Source organism: Telmatobacter sp. DSM 110680 (assembly GCF_039994875.1).
Taxonomy (GTDB): domain Bacteria; phylum Acidobacteriota; class Terriglobia; order Terriglobales; family Acidobacteriaceae; genus Telmatobacter.
Genome location: NZ_CP121196.1, coordinates 3,396,285 through 3,415,212 on the forward strand (window position 1 = coordinate 3,396,285; position 18,928 = coordinate 3,415,212).

An 18,928-nucleotide genomic window follows, 5' to 3' on the forward strand; every position below is an offset into this window, starting at 1 on the left:
GTAGATGCGCCGGTCCTGTAAAGTTGGAGAAGGGACCTTCAATATTTTTACTCGATATCAATCCCCTCGGCGCCTCTTTTGACCACTCCACCCAATCCGGAAAACCTCGTTAAGCTTCTAAATTCGGTTTTCGGTTTCGCGCGCTTTCGCGCCAACCAGGAACCAGTCTGCCGCGCCGCCATCGAAGGCCGCGACTTGCTGCTCGTCATGCCCACCGGAGCAGGGAAGTCGCTCTGCTATCAGCTTCCCGCAATTGCACTCGGCGGAACAGCGCTTGTCATCTCGCCCCTCATCGCGCTGATGGAAGATCAGGTGGCGAAACTCGTCGCACTCACCCTGCGCGTTGCCCGCATCCACTCTGGCCTCGACCGCTCCGTCTCCCGCCAGGCCTGTGTGGACTACCTCGCTGGCGCATTGGACTTTCTCTTCATCGCTCCTGAACGCCTCCGCGTTCCCGGCTTTCCTGAGATGCTCGCTAAGCGTCCGCCCGCCCTCATCGCCATTGACGAAGCCCACTGCATCTCTCAATGGGGCCACGATTTTCGTCCCGACTACCGCATGCTCGGCCAATACCTTCCCGCGCTGCGCAATGGCTCAGAACGTGTTCCGATTCTCGCCCTCACCGCAACAGCCACGCCCACAGTTCAGGCAGACATCATTGCCCAACTCGGCATGACCTCGCCCGCCCGCTTCATTCACGGATTTCGCCGCGACAATCTCGCTATCGAAGTCGTCGAGCTCTCGGTGCCGCAGCGCGCCAGCGCGATCTGCGCTCTTCTTGCCCATCGCGATCGCCGTCCTGCCATCGTCTACGCCACCTCGCGTAAGCACTCCGAGAGCCTCGCTGCGGAACTGTCGCAGCTCATGCGCGCCGCTGCCTATCACGCTGGGCTAGACGCCGATACCCGCGAGCGCGTGCAGCGTGCTTTCCAGTCCGGCCAACTTGAGGTTGTGGTCGCAACCATCGCTTTCGGCATGGGCATCGACAAAGCTGATATTCGTACGATCATCCACGCCGGACTTCCCGGCACCCTCGAAGGCTATTACCAGGAAATCGGCCGCGCCGGTCGAGATGGCGCCCCCAGCCGCACCTTCCTCATGCACTCTTACGCTGATCAGCGCACCCACGACTTCTTTCTCAACCGCGACTACCCGCCGACCGATCATCTTCACCAGGTCTTCCGAATGCTGGGCGAAGACGCGCGGCCCATCGACAAACTTCGCAGCGAGTCAAAACTCACCGATGAAGAATTTGACAAGGCACTTGAGAAGCTCGAAATTCACGGCGGCGCACGAGTAGATTTTGGCGGCAACGTGACTCTTGGCGCGTCGGGCTGGAAGAAGACTTATGCTGTCCAGGCCCAGCACCGCGCCGAACAATTTGGGAAGGTCCTCCGTTTCACCACATCGAGTGATTGCCGCATGTCCGCCCTCGTCCGCCACTTCGGAGACGATGCCGATGCCACGCAGTCTTGCGGTGTCTGTGATGTATGTGATCCCGCCGGAGCCATTCTGCGTCTCTTCCGCCGCGCCACCAATACCGAACGCGCAATGGCGCAGTCCGTAATCGACGAACTTCGTGCCGTCGATTACAAGGCCACTGGAACATTGCAGCGTAGTCTAGATCCTTCTGGCCGAACCACGCGAGATGATTTCGAAGCGCTCCTAGATGCCATGATCCGCGCCAGCCTCATTGCCATCGAAGATGCAGAATATGAAAAAGACGGTGAAGTCAAACACTACCGCAAAGTCCACCTGACCGAGGCCGGTTTGCAGACCCGCAACATTGCGTCTGTCGAGTTACTGCTCGATGACGGAATCGCAGAAGAATTCGCGTCGCCTGAAGCCCACAATCGCGCTCGCAAGACTTCAAAACGCGATGAAGTTTCGGCAGGCCACGTGACAAATCGCAGCACGACCCAATCTACCCGTCGTGTGGAGAGCGTCCTTCCGCACACTTTGTCCGCGGACGGCGAAGCGCTCGCAGCGCGACTGAAAGAGTGGCGTACCGGTGAGGCCAAGCGCCTCCGCATCCCCGCCTACTGTGTCATGCACGACCGCACACTCACCGCAGTAGCCTTCGTTCGCCCCACCAATCCGCGCCAGCTTCTCGAAATCGATGGCATCGGCCCCACGAAGGTAGAAAAATTTGGCCCCGCGATCATCGAGATCTGCGAGGCCAAACTGATTACTGAAAACTGATCGCTGACAACTGCTATCACGCCACCCGATCAATCGTTACCGACTCCAGTACGACCGGCGTCTTCGGCTTATCCTGACCACCGCGCGGAACCTTTGAAATCTTGTCGGCGATATCCTGCCCCTCCACGACCTCACCAAAGATCGTGTGATTGCCGGTGAGCCACGCTGTCGGCGCAACCGTGATGAAGAACTGGCAACCATTCGTTCCGGGGCCGGAATTAGCCATGGCGAGTTTGCCCGGCTTGTCGAATTTGTGCGGTGATCCCTTCGTTTCGTCCTCGAACCTGTATCCCGGTCCGCCCATGCCCGTGCCCGCAGGATCGCCGCCCTGAATCATGAAGTCGGGAATAACGCGGTGAAAAATCGTTCCGTCGAAAAGCTTCTTTGAAGACTTTTCACGCGTCGTTGGATGAACCCATTCCTTTTTGCCTTCCGCCAATTCGGTAAAGTTCTTCACAGTAATCGGAGCGTCCGACTCAAACAGGCGGACAACAATTTTTCCTTCGCTAGTTTTGAACGTTGCGTAAGTTCCTGGTGCGAGTGCCATAAATACTCCTAAGTCTTTGTGGGAATGTCAGTCTTCGCAAGACCGTAATAAAACCGGCTACGGTTGAGGGGCAGGTGAAGGCTTAGCTGCTGCATTTGGATCAGGCGGGACAGATTGGCCTTCTGGAACAATTGTGACTTTCTTCAGCACCACCGGAGTTACCGGCTTGTCATCCGGATCGCGTTCAACCCGCGCAATCGTCTTCACCACATTCACGCTCGGATCATCGCACTGCCCGAAGATTGTGTGGTGCTGGTTCAAGTGCTCGGTCGGCACCTCGGTGATAAAAAACTGAGTTCCATTGGTTCCAGGTCCGGAATTCGCCATCGCCAGCCGTCCCGGCACATCAAAATTCAAGTTCGGATCAAACTCATCTTCAAACGAGAATCCTGGATCGCCCGCGCCAGTTCCCGTAGGATCGCCGCCCTGGATCATGAACTCTGGAATCACGCGATGGAAAATCGTTCCGTCGTACAGCGGCTTGTTGTGCATCGTCTTCTGAGTCTGCGGATCGACCCAGTCTTTTGTGCCTTGCGCGAGTGCGATAAAGTTCGCCACCGCTTTCGGCGCTTGCTTTTCAAAAAAATGGCAGGTGATGCGCCCCATCGACGTATCCATAATCACCGTCGGTCCATTGGGATGGATCATAGCCGCGGCCGTTGCCTGGGGAGCATCGGGAAGTGCCGGTTCAACTGGTTTTGGAACTTCTTGCCCTACTGCGGTCATCGATGCAACAGCGATGGCAAGGGTCGACGCGAAAGAATTGATTCTGAATCTCATGCCACGTTCGAGGGTAAATCATCCTGCGGCCCCGTTGCCAGAGCCCGCGATCGGCAATGTATGTTTATCGAATGAGATTTATACATCTGAAGAACTTCCCCTGGCGCCCCGCTATTCTCTCGTGCGCTCTTGTGTGCCTTGCGATCGCTCCTGCCCGCGCTGTGGCGCAGGCCGATAAGGCACCCGCAGCAACCGATCCAGCCGCAGCAGGTAAAGACAAATCCGCTCCGAAGATATCCGACGACAAAGCCGGCCTGCCGCCGCTTCCTGCTGAAGCACACGCCGCGCAAACCATTCAACTTGACGGCAAGCCTCTGCACTACACCGTCACTGTCGGCGCACTGCCCACGCGCGATGGTGATGGCAAGGTTGCAGGCGAAGTCGTCGTGACAGCCTTCACTGTGGAAGGCGCAAATCGTCCCGTCACCTTTGCCTTCAACGGCGGCCCGGGCGCTGCATCCGTCTATCTCAACTTCGGCGCCATCGGTCCAAAACGCGTCGATGCTGGCAACGAAGGTGCAAGCCCTTCCGACCCCGCCAACCTTGTCGACAATCCCGGCACCTGGCTTGACTTCACGGATCTTGTCTTCATCGATCCCATCGGCACGGGCTTCAGTCGCTCCACTGTGGATGAAGCCACCACCAAGAAGCTCTTCTACTCGACCGCCCCCGACATCGAGTATCTCTCGCGCATCGTCTACGACTGGCTCGTCAAAAACGATCGCCTCAGTTCGCGAAAGTATCTCGTCGGCGAAAGTTACGGTGGCTTCCGCGGCCCGCGCATCACCCACTACCTCCAGTCGCAACTGGGCGTCGCCATGAACGGCGTGGTTCTCGTTTCGCCTTATCTCAACCCCACCATCGAGAACGATGGCGACCTCTCTCCCCTTCCATGGATGATGACGCTCCCCTCCATCACTGCGGCTCATTTCGAGCGGGAGAAGAAGCTTACTCCTGAAGCCATGGCCGACGTGATCGCGTATACCCAGGGTGAATATGCAACGACGCTTCTCAAAGGCCGAGCCGACGAGGCCGCCACGCAGAAAATGATCGCGCACGTCACAGAACTCACGGGTCTCGATCCGGCATTCGTTAAGTTCTCCGGCGGCCGTATCGAGACCGGGGCATATCTCCGGGAAGTCCATCGCGAAGAGGGCAAACTCGGCTCCGTCTACGATTCCAACGTGACTTCCTACGATCCATTCCCATTCGCACCAGAGCAGCGTGCCAACGACCCAATCCTCGCCAGCATAGTTGCGCCGCTCACCACCGCCATGGTGGACTTTGTCACGCGCACCGTCGGCTGGAAAGTCGACGCCCGCTATAACGCACTCTCGTACGACGTAGGCCGTCATTGGGATCGCGACAGCGCGGAATTGCGCCAGGGTTCGGTGCCCGATCTGCGAGAGGCGGTCGCCGCCGATCCAAAGCTTCGCGTCCTCATCGTCCACGGCTGGAACGACCTTTCGTGCCCCTTCATGGGCTCCGTTCTTACCGTTAACCAGATGCCACTTATGGGCGATCCGTCTCGAGTATCCGTGCGCGAATTTCCCGGCGGCCACATGTTCTACACCCGCCCCGACAGCCGCCTCGCCCTTCGCAAGGATGTAATGGATATGTACTCCAAACACTAAAAAACCAGGCACCAGGGACGTGGGGGACCACAACTGGACGTTGTTAGTTCGATCTGTCCAGAGACCCCCCGGTCCTTGGTGCCAACTCCCTATTCCTCCATCCCTGCTCATTGCCCATTGTTCCTATCTCCATTGACTCTCTACCCATAGATATCCTATACATAGAAACATGAAGAAACCGGACCTGCTTCCCGGCACCCTCGACATGCTCATCCTTAAGACCCTCACGCGTACCCCTCTGCACGGATACGGCATCGCTCAATCCATCAAACGCTTCTCTGATGACGTGCTGACGGTTGAAGAGGGTTCGCTCTATCCCGCCTTGCAGCGGCTTCTCCTTCAGGGTTGGGTCAAAGCCGAATGGAAGATGACCGAAACCAATCGCCGCGCCCGCTTCTACACACTTACGGCGGCAGGTCGCAAGCAATTGGGCCTCGAAGTATCGCAGTTTGAACAGATGATCGCTGCCATTGGTCGCGTTCTGAGCGAGCCGGCCTGATCTCGTAGCGGCCGGCAAAGACTCTGCTTTCCCACCGAGTCGTTGCACACCTGATTGACGCGGAGGTCCGATGAACCCGTTCACTCTATTCGCAAATAAGCTCTCCATCCTATTCCGTCGCACTCGCTTTCGTAGTGAACTCGACGAAGAGATGGCCTTTCATCGTGACCAGGCCGAAAAGGACTTTATCGCTACTGGAATGCCTCCGCAACAAGCCCACACCGCCGCCGCGCGCCAATTCGGAAACGCTACCTATCTCCGTGAACAAAGTCACAACTTAGTCACGTTCCGCTGGGAGACGGTCGCGCAAGATTTGCGCTTTGCGCTGCGCCAACTTCGCCACAACTTCGGCTTTGCTCTCACGGCCGTCTTCATTCTCGCGTTGGGAATGGGCGTGAGCGTTGCGATCTTCAGCTTCGTCGATGCAGCGCTCATCCAGCCATTGCCGTACATCGCCCCCAATCGTCTTATGGATGTCGCGGAAAACAGCTCTATGTTTCCGCGCTCGAATCTTTCCCGTGCCGACTACGAGGACTGGAACCGCCTCAATCACTCCTTCAGTTCGCTCGAAGCCTACGGCGGAACGGGCTATCTGTTGCGAACCGCATCCGGCTCTGAACCAGTGCCCGCGGCTCGCGTCACCAGCGGCTTCTTCCGCACCCTCGGCGTCAAGCTGGAACTCGGCCGCGATTTCCGCACCGGCGAAGACAATCCAGGCGGCGCGAAGATTGTCATTCTCACTCATGGCGCGTGGTTAAGAAGATTTGGCGGAAGCACAGACATCATTGGACACTCGATCACACTGGATGGAGCGGCCTACACAGTGGTCGGGATTCTTCCTCGCACCTTCGAGTTTGCCCCCCGTGCCGCGGCCGAGTTTTATGTGCCGCTTCTTGACAAGAATGGCTGTGAACAGCGGCGCAGTTGCCATAATCTCTTCGGCGTTGGACGCCTCCGCGACGGAGTCACGCCCCAGGCCGCCTTTCAGGAAATGAGAGCTATAGCCGCACAACTGGAGATTCAGTTTCCAGGTTCCAACAAAGGTCAGGGCGCCGTTGTTCAGCCCCTCTCGAAAATCATCATTGGTCCGGTTCGCCCCGTGCTGCTCACGCTGCTCGCTGCCTCGGGCCTTCTGCTTCTCATTGCGTCAGTCAATGTTGCCAGTCTGCTTCTTGTCCGTTCCGAATCGCGCCGTCGCGAAGTTGCTATCCGCGGTGCGCTCGGCGCAACATCTGCCCGCCTTAGCCGCCAGTTTGTAACGGAAGGCCTTCTCCTTGCTTCCGCTGGATGCCTCGCCGGTCTTCTCGTGTCGAATTGGGCGATTGCAATCTTGAAGAGCCTTGTTCCTAAGTCAATGGCAGACAATTTGCCTTTCCTATCTCGCGTTGGATTCCAAACGCACGCAGCACTATTTGCAGCATCCATTGCCATTCTCACCACGGGGCTCATGGCTCTCACGCCGATTCTGCGCCTCTCATTTCAGGACATTCGAGAAGGCCTGGGCGAGGGTGGCCGCTCCGCTGCAGGACGCTTCTGGCAGCGCATGGGCGCTAATCTCGTTGTCCTCGAACTCGCTGTTGCCGTCATTCTTCTCGTAGGCGCCGGCTTGCTCGGAAAGAGTTTCTATCGACTGCTCCACGTCAATCTCGGCATCGATCCCACTCACCTTGCGACTCTTCAAATGGCCGCTCCCGAGAATTCATACCCCAAGCCCGAACAGAAAGTAGCGTTATTCCGGGAGATCACGCGACGTCTCTCTGCGCTGCCCGGCGTCGAATCTGTCGGCATCACCAGCGATCTGCCGATCCAGTGCAACTGCGATACCGATTGGATCCGAATCGTCGGCAAGCCTTTTCACGGCGAACACAACGAAGTCGACGAACGCGATGTTAGTCCCGCTTACCTCCCCACACTCAAAGCTCGCTTGATTCGAGGACGGCTCTTCGCAGAAGACGACGACTCCTCCAGGTCACAAAAAATCGTGATTAACGAAGCCCTCGCGCAGAAATACTTTCCCGGTGAAGATCCCATCGGAAAGAAAGTCGCCAACGGCGATCTCGACCCCAAGAGTGTTCGCGAAATCATTGGCGTGGTTGCCAACGTCCGCGAGGGCGGCCTCGACGACGACCTCTGGCCGACTGAATATCAAGCGATGTATTACAGTCCCGGCACGTTCGTCGCGATCGCTGTGCGCACCGCTGGCGACGAGAAGGCAGTCCTGCCCGAACTCATCAAAACATTGCATCAATTAGATCCCAACCTCGGCACCTACGGTGAGATCACCATGACCGATCAGATCAACAGCACGCAGTCTGCCCTGATCCATCGGTTCTCCACATGGCTGGTCGGCGGCTTCGCGATCATCGCGCTGGTTCTCGGAGTGGTCGGTCTTTATGGCGTCATTGCGTATTCCGTCAGCCAGCGAACCCGCGAGATCGGCGTCCGCATGGCCCTTGGAGCACAGCGCAGCACCGTGTACAAAATGGTGATGCGCCAGGCCGGATGGCTTACCCTTGCGGGCATCGGAATCGGACTTGGATGTGCAGTCGGCGCATCCATGGCAATGGGCAAGCTGCTGTTCGGCGTCCAGGCGTGGGATGCAGCGACCTTGGCCGCCGTCGCGGTCGTGCTTGGGACAGCTTCATTAGCTGCCAGCTTTTTGCCGGCCCATCGCGCAGCCTCTGTAAATCCGACTGAAGCCCTGCGAGCCGAATAGCCACGGCCGATGTGTAATAACTAGACCAGCTGGAGAAATCCGTTGGGCGCAATCCGTGCCCCGGGAAACACTAGATCCATGTTGCTGGCGCCGATACTCTTGCTCACAACCTCGCCGAGCACCTGCCGGTAATCGGTGGTTAGCGCGAGATCGCGTCCCTCGTTCAATTGGTCATTGTTGAGCCCCGGCCATTTTCCATATACCTTGCCGCCCTTCACGTTTCCACCCAGCACAAACATCGCGTTGGCGTGCCCGTGGTCGGTGCCGCCCGTGCCATTCTCGTGCGCCGTTCGCCCGAACTCCGACATCGTCACCACCGTGATATTTTCTGCGTCGTCGCCCATATCGCGCCAGAACGCCGCAATACTTTCCGAGAAATCACGCAGCCGCTGCGAAAGCTGTCCATCAACGCTGCCTTGATTCTGATGCGTATCCCATCCGCCGATATCAGTGAATGCTGCTTCAACGCCAAGATTCGACTTCAGCAACTGCGCCACCTGCTTCATGCGATTGCCGAATTCCGAATTCGGATAGTCCACGCCTGCAGCCGGCTGATACTGTGCCGGATTCGCCGCGCGCAGCATCTTCACCGCCTCGAAGGTCTCCTCGCCCGCAGCGTGAAAGATATGGTCGCCGCTGCTTCCGTACATCGCTTCAAATGCATTCGCCGCAGGCGACGGCGCAGGTCCTCGGCCAGCCACCGAAAAACTGTTCACGTTGTTCAGCGCGATTGCCGGAATTTTTCCCGCCAGCGTGCGCGGAACTTCCGGTCCCAGGGCCAGAGCGCGAAACGCGGTCTCCTGCCGCCGCCGTCGATTCTGATCTTCCGCCTGCAGCGCGCGATTCAGCCACCCATCTTCGGTGCTCTTGATTCCCGGAGTGCCAGACTCCATAAAATCTTGCGCGTCAAAGTGTGACCGCGACATATCCGGGGAACCAGCAGCATGCACAATCGCCAGCTGCCCCGCGTCAAACATCGGTTTAAAGCTTGTCATCGCCGGATGCAGTCCGAAAAATCCGTCGAGATCGATTACCTGGTTTTGCGGGATCGCAATGCTCGGACGCATCGCATAATAGTTCTTCTCGCGATAGGGAACTACGACATTAAGGCCGTCCGCCGCTCCACGCTGAAAGATCACCACCATGCGGCGATTGGCCGTGCCCGCCGTCTCAGCCAACACCGATCGCACCAGAAAACCGGGTAGCGCGGTCGTGCCCGCGACTGCCAGCGCACCCTTATGAAGAAAGAACCGTCGATTCATTTGCATATACACGTCTCCTTCAGCGTCTCTGGAATTCCGGTGAACCCAGCAGCAGCCCCGCCAGCACCTGGTCTTGTCTTTCTACATCCGACACTGCGCGTGCGCGAAACTTCTGCCGCTCGCTTACCGCCACCGGCATCGCCGCCGCGCTATTTTGGATTTGATTTCTTTGCTGTTCAAACTGTTGCAACACCGCAGTTCGCGTTGAATCGCTTACTCCGCCGCTCACCAAAAGGGCCTCAAGCCGCGATTCTTCCACCTGCGGATCGGGTGAAGCCGGGTTCGTCTGCAGCATCGTCGCGTCGTTGTTCACATTTGCCGTCGGATCCCAGGCAATCGAAATTCCCGGTAGCCGGTTCGCAGCCAGCGACAACGCAAAATTCATTCGGTTCACCAGAGCGTTGGTGCTAACCCACGTATCTGATTGCCAGCTATAGCCATTCGGCGTAACGCAACCATAAAGCGGCATGCCCATTTCGCGCACTGCATTCGCCAGCGGCTGCATATTCTCAATATCCGCATTCCCTGCGCGCGCCGCGGATACCACAAACTCAACCGGAGTCTTCACCTTTGCGCGATAGATATTGGCGTCCCAGAATTCGGGGGCATGAAAGAGCGTGCTCAGCACCGCTGCGATGTCCCCGTTCGTGCTCAGAAACGTCTTAGCCATCCGGTCCACCAGCGCCTGCGGCGGATCATCGCTCACAAAGCGTAGTGCCAGCTTGCGCGAGATGAACTGTGCAGTTGCGGGTCGCGTCGCCAGCATATGCAGCAGTTCGCGCCCTTCCTGCTCGCCGTGATCTTTGAACTTCTCGCCCATCACAGCCTTTGTGCCCGGTTCATGCCGGTTAGGCTCAAACTGAAATCCTCCACCGCGCTCCGGACGTTCGACTGTCCATCCGGTCAAAATGCGAGCCACATGCGTCACATCTGCTTGCGAGTAGCCGCCATTCACCCCCAATGTGTGTAACTCCATTAGTTCGCGCGCATAGTTCTCATTCAGCCCTTCACGCTTTTTCTTGTTGTTGGGGCGCCGGTCTGCTCGTTCCGCTGCCATCGAATCAGGCCCGATGCTGCTGGCGTTATCGAGGTACAACATCATTGCCGGACTATGAGCGGTAGCCTCCAGCAGATCCTCAAATTTGCCCAGCGCCCGCGGTCGAATCACATCGCGCTCAAAACTCACAAGGTAGTAAGGCGTGGCTTCGTTTTTGTGCAGAAATACATTGAAGTGATTAAGCCAGAAATCCGTCATCACTTCCTGCAACTGCGCATTTGCGTAGATGTCGTGCGTCAGCCGCTGTGCAATCATCTCCTCGTTCACAAGCCGCTGCGGATTATCAAGATCCAAAACCACTTCCTTGAGATTAGGCGAAAGATCCTGCATCAGGGCATTGCGCTGTTGCTGCTTCAACGATTTGAAAAATGCCTCAAATGATTCAGGCTGCATTGCCACCAGGCGCTGTACCCGTTGCTCCGGTGCCAGATCCAGCATCCGTCGAAACTGCCCATCGTCGACAGGCGTTGCGGGCGCAGCCTTCTCGGCAGTCATCTGATTCATATCCATCGAGCCCGGCTCTTGCACGAGGACGCTATTCTGGTCGTTCGAAGCAGCCATCAACGTCGCCGCATTCGCAGCCATTTGCGGAACCGCATCTGTCGCCATCCGTGGCTTTGCCTGCTCACCAACTTTCTTCTGTTCCTTCTCCTGTTTCTTAACACTCACGCGATACATCTGATTCTCGTATACCGCGTGCAGCGCACCCCGTTCCGGCACCGGAATCTTTCCGTCGAGGGCCTGACGGATGATCGCATTGCTGGGTACTCGAAAGAGCAGTTCCTGCGGATTCCATTGCATTGCAGGGAACTCTGCCAGCCGCGCTCTCAGGTCGACTTCGCCTATCGTCGCTGGATGCAGTTGCTGATCGAACCATTTGTCGAGCCCCATCGTGCGCACCGCGTCCACATCTCCCGGTCGTGGTCCAAATGTGAAGCGGTTCAGAGCGTGCAGAATCCGCGCGTCCCCTTGTATCTCTGTCGAGTGGTAGTTCGAGCGTCCGGAAAGCCGCTTCGGCGGCTGGTTCGTATCCGAAACCGATGTCTGCGCCGGAACAGCCGGAGCGACAAGACTGAGGCCCAGCACGGCGGTCAGCGGTCCATGAAAAAACTGCATCTACGGCTCCTTACCTCAGGATGGCTTGTGTCCGTTACGAGTGAGACCTCTTGTCTAGAATGACTCTATTTTTCTGCGGAAGTTGTGGTCACAGCGTGCATTTACATCCTTCGTAACCATAGGAGAAGCTCTACGCAGATCCTGCCGCACCCATGAACCACCGCAGGTTTGCGGTTCAACAGGTAGTCCAACGAAGTTAAAACTACTAACGCTTGGCGACGGAATCGACTGATTCTAAACAGCCATCGATAGCACTATAGAGTGATTTGAAACACTGGGCCCGCTGAATAAACTTGCCATATTCTTTAAACCATAGTCCGCGCCGCTTTACTCACCGCCCGCGGCTGAACGAGGTTGAAACGATGCACCCACTCGAGTCAGGGCCATGCGGGAGCGAACTTCCCCGCGTCCTTATCGCCGAGGACGATACGGTCTCCAGACTCATCCTCAAGAACTGGATTCAGCGATGGGGTTACGAGGTCGTCGTTGTCGACAACGGCGAGGACGCATGGCTGGTACTCCAACAGGAACGCCCACCCGAAGTCGTCATCATGGACTGGGGTTTGCCCGGAATCGATGGCATTGAGCTTTCCCGTCGCCTGCGCGATAAATCCCGCTCCTACTACCACTACATCCTCATGGTCACCAGCCGCACCGACGAACTCGACGTAGTTCACGCTCTCGAGTCTGGCGCCGACGATTGCCTCGGCAAACCCTTTGGCGGCCCTGAACTGCGTGCACGTCTCCTCGTCGCCAATCGCATCCTTGCGCTTCAGAACGAACTCATTCACGCTCGCGAAGAGTTGCGTATCCAAGCCATGCGTGACGGGCTTACCGGACTCTGGAACCGCACCGCCTTCCTGGATCTTTTCAAGCGCGAACTCGAGCGCGCCTCGCGCGTAAACGGTCACACCGGGCTGCTCCTACTTGATCTCGACAATTTCAAACAGGTCAATGATACGTACGGCCACATGGCTGGCGACCTGGTGCTCAAAGAAGCCGCGCGCCGCCTCTGCCTGAACGTCCGTTCCTACGACTTTGTTGGTCGCTATGGTGGCGAAGAATTTTTTATCGCCTTTCCAGGCTCAGGCAAAGAATCGTTGTGTCAACGCGCAGAGATCATCCGCAAATCCATCTGCAGCGAGCCCGTTCACATCTCGCAAGGCGATGTGCGCATCTCGTTGAGCATCGGTGCGGTCATTTCGGCTGGCGAGATGAGCGCCGCAGACTGCCTCGCAGTGGCAGATATAGGCCTCTATAAAGCCAAGGATGCTGGCCGAAACCGATCCGTCCTCTGTGAAAAGTCTTTGCCGGAAATCCTTCAATCCTCCGCCACTCAGCGCGAAATCTGTTCCCGATGCGATCCACAATGCATGGCAACCTGTGTTCTGGCGGCATGCTGAGACGTTATTTGTCGCAAGTTTGTTGAGGGGGTGAAAACCTTCTGTCGACTGGCGAGAAGCTGATCCGCTACTCTCAAACGCAGATGCGTTTGCTGCGTCCAACGCTTACCCAAGCGAGGCCCATGGTGAGCAAGTTCTTGACATCAGTTTGCAACTGCCTATCGATGCTGCTCGCGGGCTGCTTAGTATGTGGTTGCGGGAGCGGTTCCCAGACCAAGACAGTCGCAGACTTTTCCTTATCGTCCAGCCCAACAAGCGTGAACCTCAAGGCCGGGGGAAGTGCGCAAGCCGTAACTCTGACCGCAACCGCCGTCAACGGATTCACGGGCGCGATTCAATCATCCGTTACAGGGCTACCCTCGGGAGTGAGTGCCTCGCCCTCAACCCTCTCTCTCTCTGCTGGCGCCGCTCAACAAATCAGTTTTTCCGCCGCACCCAACGCCGCCGCGAACTCCTCGACGGCCTCCATCTCGGCAAACTCGGGCAATCTCAGTCATTCCTTGCCGATCACCATCACCGTAACGGCAGCCGCTTCGGGCGTCGACGTCACCACCTATCATGACGACGTCGCGCGAACCGGCTTGAATCCCAACGAGAGCACACTCACGCCAGCCAACGTCACCTCCGGAACCTTCGGGTTGCTCAGAACGCTTCCTGTTGACGGCTTGGTGGATGGCGAGCCCTTGTATCTTTCTGCTCTAAATGTTGCCGGTGAGACCCACAACGTTGTCTTCGCAGTCACGGAGCACGACAGCGTCTATGCCTTCGACGCGGATTCGGGCACACAGATCTGGAAGACCTCAATTCTGGGCGCTAATGAAACCACGAGCGGTGACCATGGATGCGGCCAGATCACTCCCGAGATCGGAATCACCTCGACGCCGGTCATCGACAGGAGCGCCGGCGCACACGGAACAATGTTTGTTGTGGGAATGTCGCTGGATGCTCAGGGTGCATATCACCAGCGGCTTCACGCCCTCGACGTCACCACAGGCGCGGAAATATCCGGCAGTCCGACCGAAATCAGCGCAATCTTTCCTGGCACCGGAGCCGGCAGCTCCGGCGGGAATGTAATCTTCGCTCCGGGGCAATACGCTGAGCGCGCCGGTCTGCTCCTCCTGAATGGTGTCATCTACGCGGGCTGGACATCGCACTGCGACTTTCAGCCCTACACAGGCTGGTTGATGGGCTACAGCGAGACCACGCTGGCGCAGACCAGCGCTCTCAACCTCACGCCGAACGGCAGCGAAGGTTCAATCTGGATGGCGGGTGCGGGCCTCGCTGCGGACACGTCGGGGAATATCTACTTCCTTGATGCCAACGGAACGTTTGACGCCTCGCTCAACGCCAGCGGCTTTCCCGTAAACTCCGATTTTGGCAACGCCTTCTTGAAGGTCTCGACCAGCGGCGGAACTCTTGCCGTTGCCGATTACTTCGAGCCATTCAACACCGTCACGGAGTCCAACGATGACGTGGACCTTGGCTCTGGCGGAGCCCTTTTGCTTCCTGATCTGAAAGACGCGGCAGGCACGACATGGCATCTCGCCGTTGGGGCAGGGAAGGATCAGAAGATCTATGTCGTCAACCGCGATGCGATGGGCAAATTCAACGCGCAGGATAACAGCGCGCTCTATCAGGAAATCGACGGCGCCATCGGCGGAGTCTGGTCAATGCCCGCCTGGTTCAACAACACCGTCTATTACGGCGCAGTCAGCGACACCCTCAAGGCTTTTCCCATCGCCAACGCCAAGCTTGCCGCCGCGCCTGCCTTCCACAGCGCGAATTCGTTCCAATATCCCGGCACTACCCCCGCAGTCAGCGCCAACGGGACCGCCAACGGCATTGTCTGGGCCGTTGAAAATTCCTCGCCAGCAGTTCTCCACGCCTACGACGCCACAAATTTGAACGAGCTATATAACAGCGACCAGGCCGCAGCCGGACGCGATCACTTCGGCAATGGCAACAAATTCATCACGCCCTCGATCGTCAATGGAAAAGTCTTCGTCGGAACCCCGAACGGAGTGGCGGTCTTCGGCTTGTTGAATTGAGGTTGTTGCGACGCGTGTGAATCGCGCGGAGAGAATCTATCGAAGAGACTGCCGACTGATTAGGCGCTTTTCAGCAGCCCTTCTTGCACCGCTCCATGATCGCCTTATGCAACCGCTCCCGCAGCCCTAACGGCATCTCATAAACCTCGTGCGATCGATAGATCTGGATGGTCTTGCGCGTGGTGCTTAACGTGACTTCGCAGTGCTCGCAGCCGCGCAGGTGCTCCTGCAGATCGGCGCGCATCTCGGTCGTTACCGAATCGTCGATTAGATCGTCGAGCATTGCCAGAAACTCAGTGCACGTCACTTTTCACTCCCTTTTCCCGGGAAACCTTTTTCTTCTTGAAGTAACGGCTGAGGCGTTCGCGCAATTGGAGCCGAGCCCTTAGCAACCGCGATTTCACGGCAGGCACGCTTAAACCCAGCGTCTCCGCCGTCTCTTCCGTGGATAGACCTTCCACGTCGCGCAACACAAAAACTATCCGGAAGCCCGGAGGCAGGCCCTGTATCGTTTTGCGTAAAATCTCGGCCAACTCCGCCTGCGTATAGTTCTGCTCCGGATCGGGAGCCCAGTCGGCGAGGTCGCGCGGAACGCTGCCCTCCTCCGTCTCGATATCCTCGTCGATCGATACCATCTTGCCCGTACGCCGCTTGCGCAGTCGCATCAGGCTTTCGTTTACTGCGATCCGGACCAGCCATGTGTAAAACTTCGAGTTCCCCTGAAATTGATCGAGCTTCTCATACGCCTTCAGAAACGCGTCTTGCATCACGTCTTCAGCATCTTCGCGGTTCTGCGTGATGTGCTGTGCAATCCTGAAAATCTGGCGATCGTACTTGCGAACGAGCTCATCGTACGCCGAGATATCTCCCTTGCGGACCCGGTCTACCAAGGCCACATCGGGATGTTGCTCGTTTTCGCCTGCTATCGGTTGGATGGTCGCCATGAGAGTTGGTTGCGGGAAATCTGCTGTCGCGGTCAAAACATACCAGATACCCTGCGTCTAAGTGTAATGGACGGCTTTGCCGAAGCCAATCTGCAATCCAGAAAGCAGTTCGTGTACGTGAAACCGAGCATAGTTGGTTCCCATGGGAACGTAACGGTACTGGTTCTCAGCTGTTCTCTACCGGCAATTCCGGCATACCATTGAATCTATGAGTCCAGTTTTTTCCCCTCTTTTAACGCAAGTCCCGGCTCGGGTTCTGGCTGCCGTGCTTTGTGCATTGCTGGCAGCCACTCCATTAGAGGGGAAACGGTACGACGCGCAAACCTCCGCATCACCCGATACCTCGCATCCCGCCACTCACAAGGCGAAGAAGCCGGGTAGCACTTCCACTCAAAAGCCGTCTGCCACAAGCGCCAGAAAACCCGGTACCTCCACCGCTAGGAAATCATCGGCCACGACCCACCGGTCAGCCACTGCGCCTCGAGGTAAAAAGAAATACGTCAGCCCCGCCGAGCGTCGCCGCCGCGCCGCTCGCGCCCACAAAATCAAGCTCGCCTTTGTCGCATCCACCGAGTTGCGACCTATGGCCCAGCAACTGGCCACCCTGCGCACGCCAGCTGCCTACTCCGGCGTCTTGTCCTACGCACATGCGCATTCCGGCGAGCCGGCTGCGGCAGCCTACCTTTCTCTCGGTCACGCCTACTTGCTCGATAAGCGCTACATTGATGCAGTCGCCAGCCTCCATCAGGCGAAGCAATCTGGAGAAGAGCTTAACGACTACGCAGACTTCCTAGCCGCAAAGGCGAATCACGAAGCCAATCTTGAAGCCCAGGCCGAAACCCTGCTCAAGGGCTTCAAGGAAAAGTATCCCGACAGCATCTTCGTTGACGAGGTGCCCGAACTCGAAGCCAACGTGCTTCTCGACTTGCACGATCTCGTCGGAGCCAAGCGCGTCCTCGACGCTGCCGCCAGCGATCCTGCCGCCGGTCGTGTTGGCTATCAACTTGCTGCCGGCCTCTTAGCCCAGGCACAGAACCAGAATCAGGAGGCCGTTCACATCTTCAAGGCGCTCCTGTTGGCATACCCGCTCTCTACTGAAGCCGCCATCGCCCGCGCCAAGCTCACCTCGCTCAATGCAGAGGACTCCCTCACCAGCGACGAACTCCGCGGTCTCGGCGACGCCTATTACAAGGCTGGGCATTACGAAGAAGCCAGCGAGCAGTATCGAGCACTTGCCCAGAAGTTCAATCTCGATCCGCAAACCCGCAATGGTTTCGCCGTCGCCGCCGCAGCGTGCGATTTGAAACTCAAGCGCCTCACCGAGACCCAGGCTACGGCCCTTGCAGATACTCCAGATGAGAACGGCGCGCGCCGCCTTTATTTACTTATGGAACTTGCGCGGAACCGCAACGATCTCGACGAGCAGACAAGCATCGTGACACGCCTGGAAACTGATTTCCCTTCGAGCCAGTGGCTGGCTGAGGCCCTTTTTTCCAGCGGCAACATGTATCTGCTTCGCAAAGACTATCCGCGCGCAGCCGAATACTACAGCTACCTCGCCGAGCATTTTTCATCGAACAAGAATGCCTCCGCAGCCCATTGGCGCGCCGGATGGCTGAACTACCGCCTGGGAAACTTTAAAGACGCCGAGCGCATTTTCGACGAGCAGATTCACAACTTTCCGGGCACGACAGAGACAGCCTCCGCCCTTTATTGGCGCGGTCGTCTCTATGAGAGCCAGGATCACAATCTTGCCCAAGCCGCAGCTAACTATCGCACCATTGTTCGCGTCTATCAACACTTCTTTTATGCGCAGATGGCGCGTCAACGCCTCGCCGCATTAGGCAGTACTGAGCCCGCACCCACTCCTGATCTCGATCAGATCAAGTCTGCTAACGTTCCCACGCTTGCCGAATCTTTCCCCGAAGACAGCCCGCATCTCGCAAAAGCCAAATTGCTCGCCAATGCCGGCCTCAACGACTACATCCCGCGTGAAATCGCCGCGGATCCGGATTCAGGCTCGTGGAGCGCCCTCGCAGAAGCTCAAATCTACGCATCCTACGGAGAGGCATATCGCGCTATGCGCGCCCTTAAGCGCGCGCTACCAGGTGCCGCGAGCGCGCCTATCCAGTCCATCCCTCTTGCCTACTGGCACATACTCTTCCCGGAGCCTTATTGGACAACCATCAAGATTGAATCCGCCAAAAACAATCTAGATCCTTATCTCGTTGCGTCACTCATCCGCCAGGAATCCGAATTTAATCCATCCGTAATTTCTTACGCCAACGCCTGGGGCCTCATGCAACTCCTCCCGTCCACTGGCAAGACAATTGCACGCGAAGAGGGAATGACGCATTTCCAGACCTTTCAGCTGCTGGATCCCGAAACCAACATCCGTCTCGGCACCCGTTATCTTAGACAGACGCTCGACAGGTTCGGCGGAGTTCCCGAGTACGCATTGGCCGCCTACAATGCCGGCGAGAGCCGCGTTGAAGATTGGCAGGCCTCAGGCCCCTACAGTGGCATTGACGAGTTCGTCGAATCCATACCCTTCACTCAAACTCGCGATTATGTTCAGGCGATTTTGCGCAACATCGAAATCTATCGCGAGATCGACGCTAGCCAAACCGCTCCTGCCGCATCTAAGTCTTCAAGTGGCAGGTAGCCACGGCATTGAGGAATCCAACTTGCAACTAATGCGGATGGTTTCTCATTGACGC

General features: G+C 57.4%; 13 protein-coding genes. 7 read left to right on the top strand and 6 right to left on the bottom strand.

From position 1 onward, the window contains the following. Positions 1-78 precede the first annotated feature (78 nt). A complete protein-coding gene (locus tag P8935_RS14005) occupies positions 79-2,202 on the top strand; it encodes an ATP-dependent DNA helicase RecQ (RefSeq protein WP_348260919.1) in 2,124 nt (707 codons plus the stop codon). A gap of 16 nt (positions 2,203-2,218) precedes the next feature. On the opposite strand, the gene P8935_RS14010 is transcribed toward P8935_RS14005, so the two are convergent. Then, positions 2,219-2,749, bottom strand: coding sequence for a peptidylprolyl isomerase (locus P8935_RS14010; RefSeq protein ID WP_348260920.1), 531 nt, complete (start codon positions 2,747-2,749; stop codon positions 2,219-2,221). Between the two features lie 57 nt (positions 2,750-2,806). Next, entirely contained in the window at positions 2,807-3,529 is a 723-nt protein-coding gene (locus tag P8935_RS14015; protein WP_348260921.1) for a peptidylprolyl isomerase, read from the bottom strand. A 71-nt stretch (positions 3,530-3,600) separates the two neighbouring features. Between P8935_RS14015 and P8935_RS14020 the strand changes: the two genes are divergently transcribed. The 3 genes from P8935_RS14020 (at position 3,601) to P8935_RS14030 (ending at position 8,378) form a co-directional block, all read left to right on the top strand. After that, complete coding sequence (locus tag P8935_RS14020; RefSeq protein WP_348260922.1) at positions 3,601-5,163, top strand: peptidase S10; 1,563 nt, start codon at positions 3,601-3,603, stop codon at positions 5,161-5,163. Between the two features lie 169 nt (positions 5,164-5,332). Continuing rightward, the gene (locus P8935_RS14025) at positions 5,333-5,662 is read left to right on the top strand and encodes a PadR family transcriptional regulator (protein WP_348260923.1); all 330 of its coding nucleotides are present in this window, start codon (positions 5,333-5,335) and stop codon (positions 5,660-5,662) included. A 70-nt stretch (positions 5,663-5,732) separates the two neighbouring features. Then, complete coding sequence (locus P8935_RS14030; protein WP_348260924.1) at positions 5,733-8,378, top strand: ABC transporter permease; 2,646 nt, start codon at positions 5,733-5,735, stop codon at positions 8,376-8,378. A gap of 20 nt (positions 8,379-8,398) precedes the next feature. Here the strand turns inward: P8935_RS14030 and P8935_RS14035 are convergent, their stop codons facing one another. Together P8935_RS14035 and P8935_RS14040 are read right to left on the bottom strand one after the other, a co-directional pair. After that, positions 8,399-9,646 (bottom strand): DUF1501 domain-containing protein, encoded by a 1,248-nt coding sequence (locus P8935_RS14035; protein ID WP_348260925.1) that lies wholly within the window; start codon positions 9,644-9,646, stop codon positions 8,399-8,401. Between the two features lie 13 nt (positions 9,647-9,659). Then, a complete protein-coding gene (locus P8935_RS14040; RefSeq protein WP_348260926.1) occupies positions 9,660-11,813 on the bottom strand; it encodes a DUF1800 domain-containing protein in 2,154 nt (717 codons plus the stop codon). A 362-nt stretch (positions 11,814-12,175) separates the two neighbouring features. Between P8935_RS14040 and P8935_RS14045 the strand changes: the two genes are divergently transcribed. Then, positions 12,176-13,216, top strand: a complete 1,041-nt coding sequence (locus P8935_RS14045; RefSeq protein WP_348260927.1) for a diguanylate cyclase — start codon at positions 12,176-12,178, stop codon at positions 13,214-13,216. 257 nt (positions 13,217-13,473) lie between these two features. After that, positions 13,474-15,264, top strand: a complete 1,791-nt coding sequence (locus P8935_RS14050) for a pyrrolo-quinoline quinone (RefSeq protein WP_348260928.1) — start codon at positions 13,474-13,476, stop codon at positions 15,262-15,264. A gap of 70 nt (positions 15,265-15,334) precedes the next feature. Here P8935_RS14050 and P8935_RS14055 read toward each other — a convergent pair whose 3' ends face one another. Together P8935_RS14055 and P8935_RS14060 are read right to left on the bottom strand one after the other, a co-directional pair. Next, positions 15,335-15,547, bottom strand: coding sequence for a zf-HC2 domain-containing protein (locus P8935_RS14055; protein ID WP_348260929.1), 213 nt, complete (start codon positions 15,545-15,547; stop codon positions 15,335-15,337). Between the two features lie 10 nt (positions 15,548-15,557). After that, the gene (locus tag P8935_RS14060) at positions 15,558-16,208 is read right to left on the bottom strand and encodes a sigma-70 family RNA polymerase sigma factor (protein WP_348260930.1); all 651 of its coding nucleotides are present in this window, start codon (positions 16,206-16,208) and stop codon (positions 15,558-15,560) included. Positions 16,209-16,416: 208 nt separating this feature from the next. Here P8935_RS14060 and P8935_RS14065 point away from each other — a divergent pair, with 208 nt between their 5' ends. Next, entirely contained in the window at positions 16,417-18,873 is a 2,457-nt protein-coding gene (locus tag P8935_RS14065) for a transglycosylase SLT domain-containing protein (RefSeq protein WP_348260931.1), read from the top strand. The last annotated feature ends 55 nt before the right edge of the window (positions 18,874-18,928 follow it).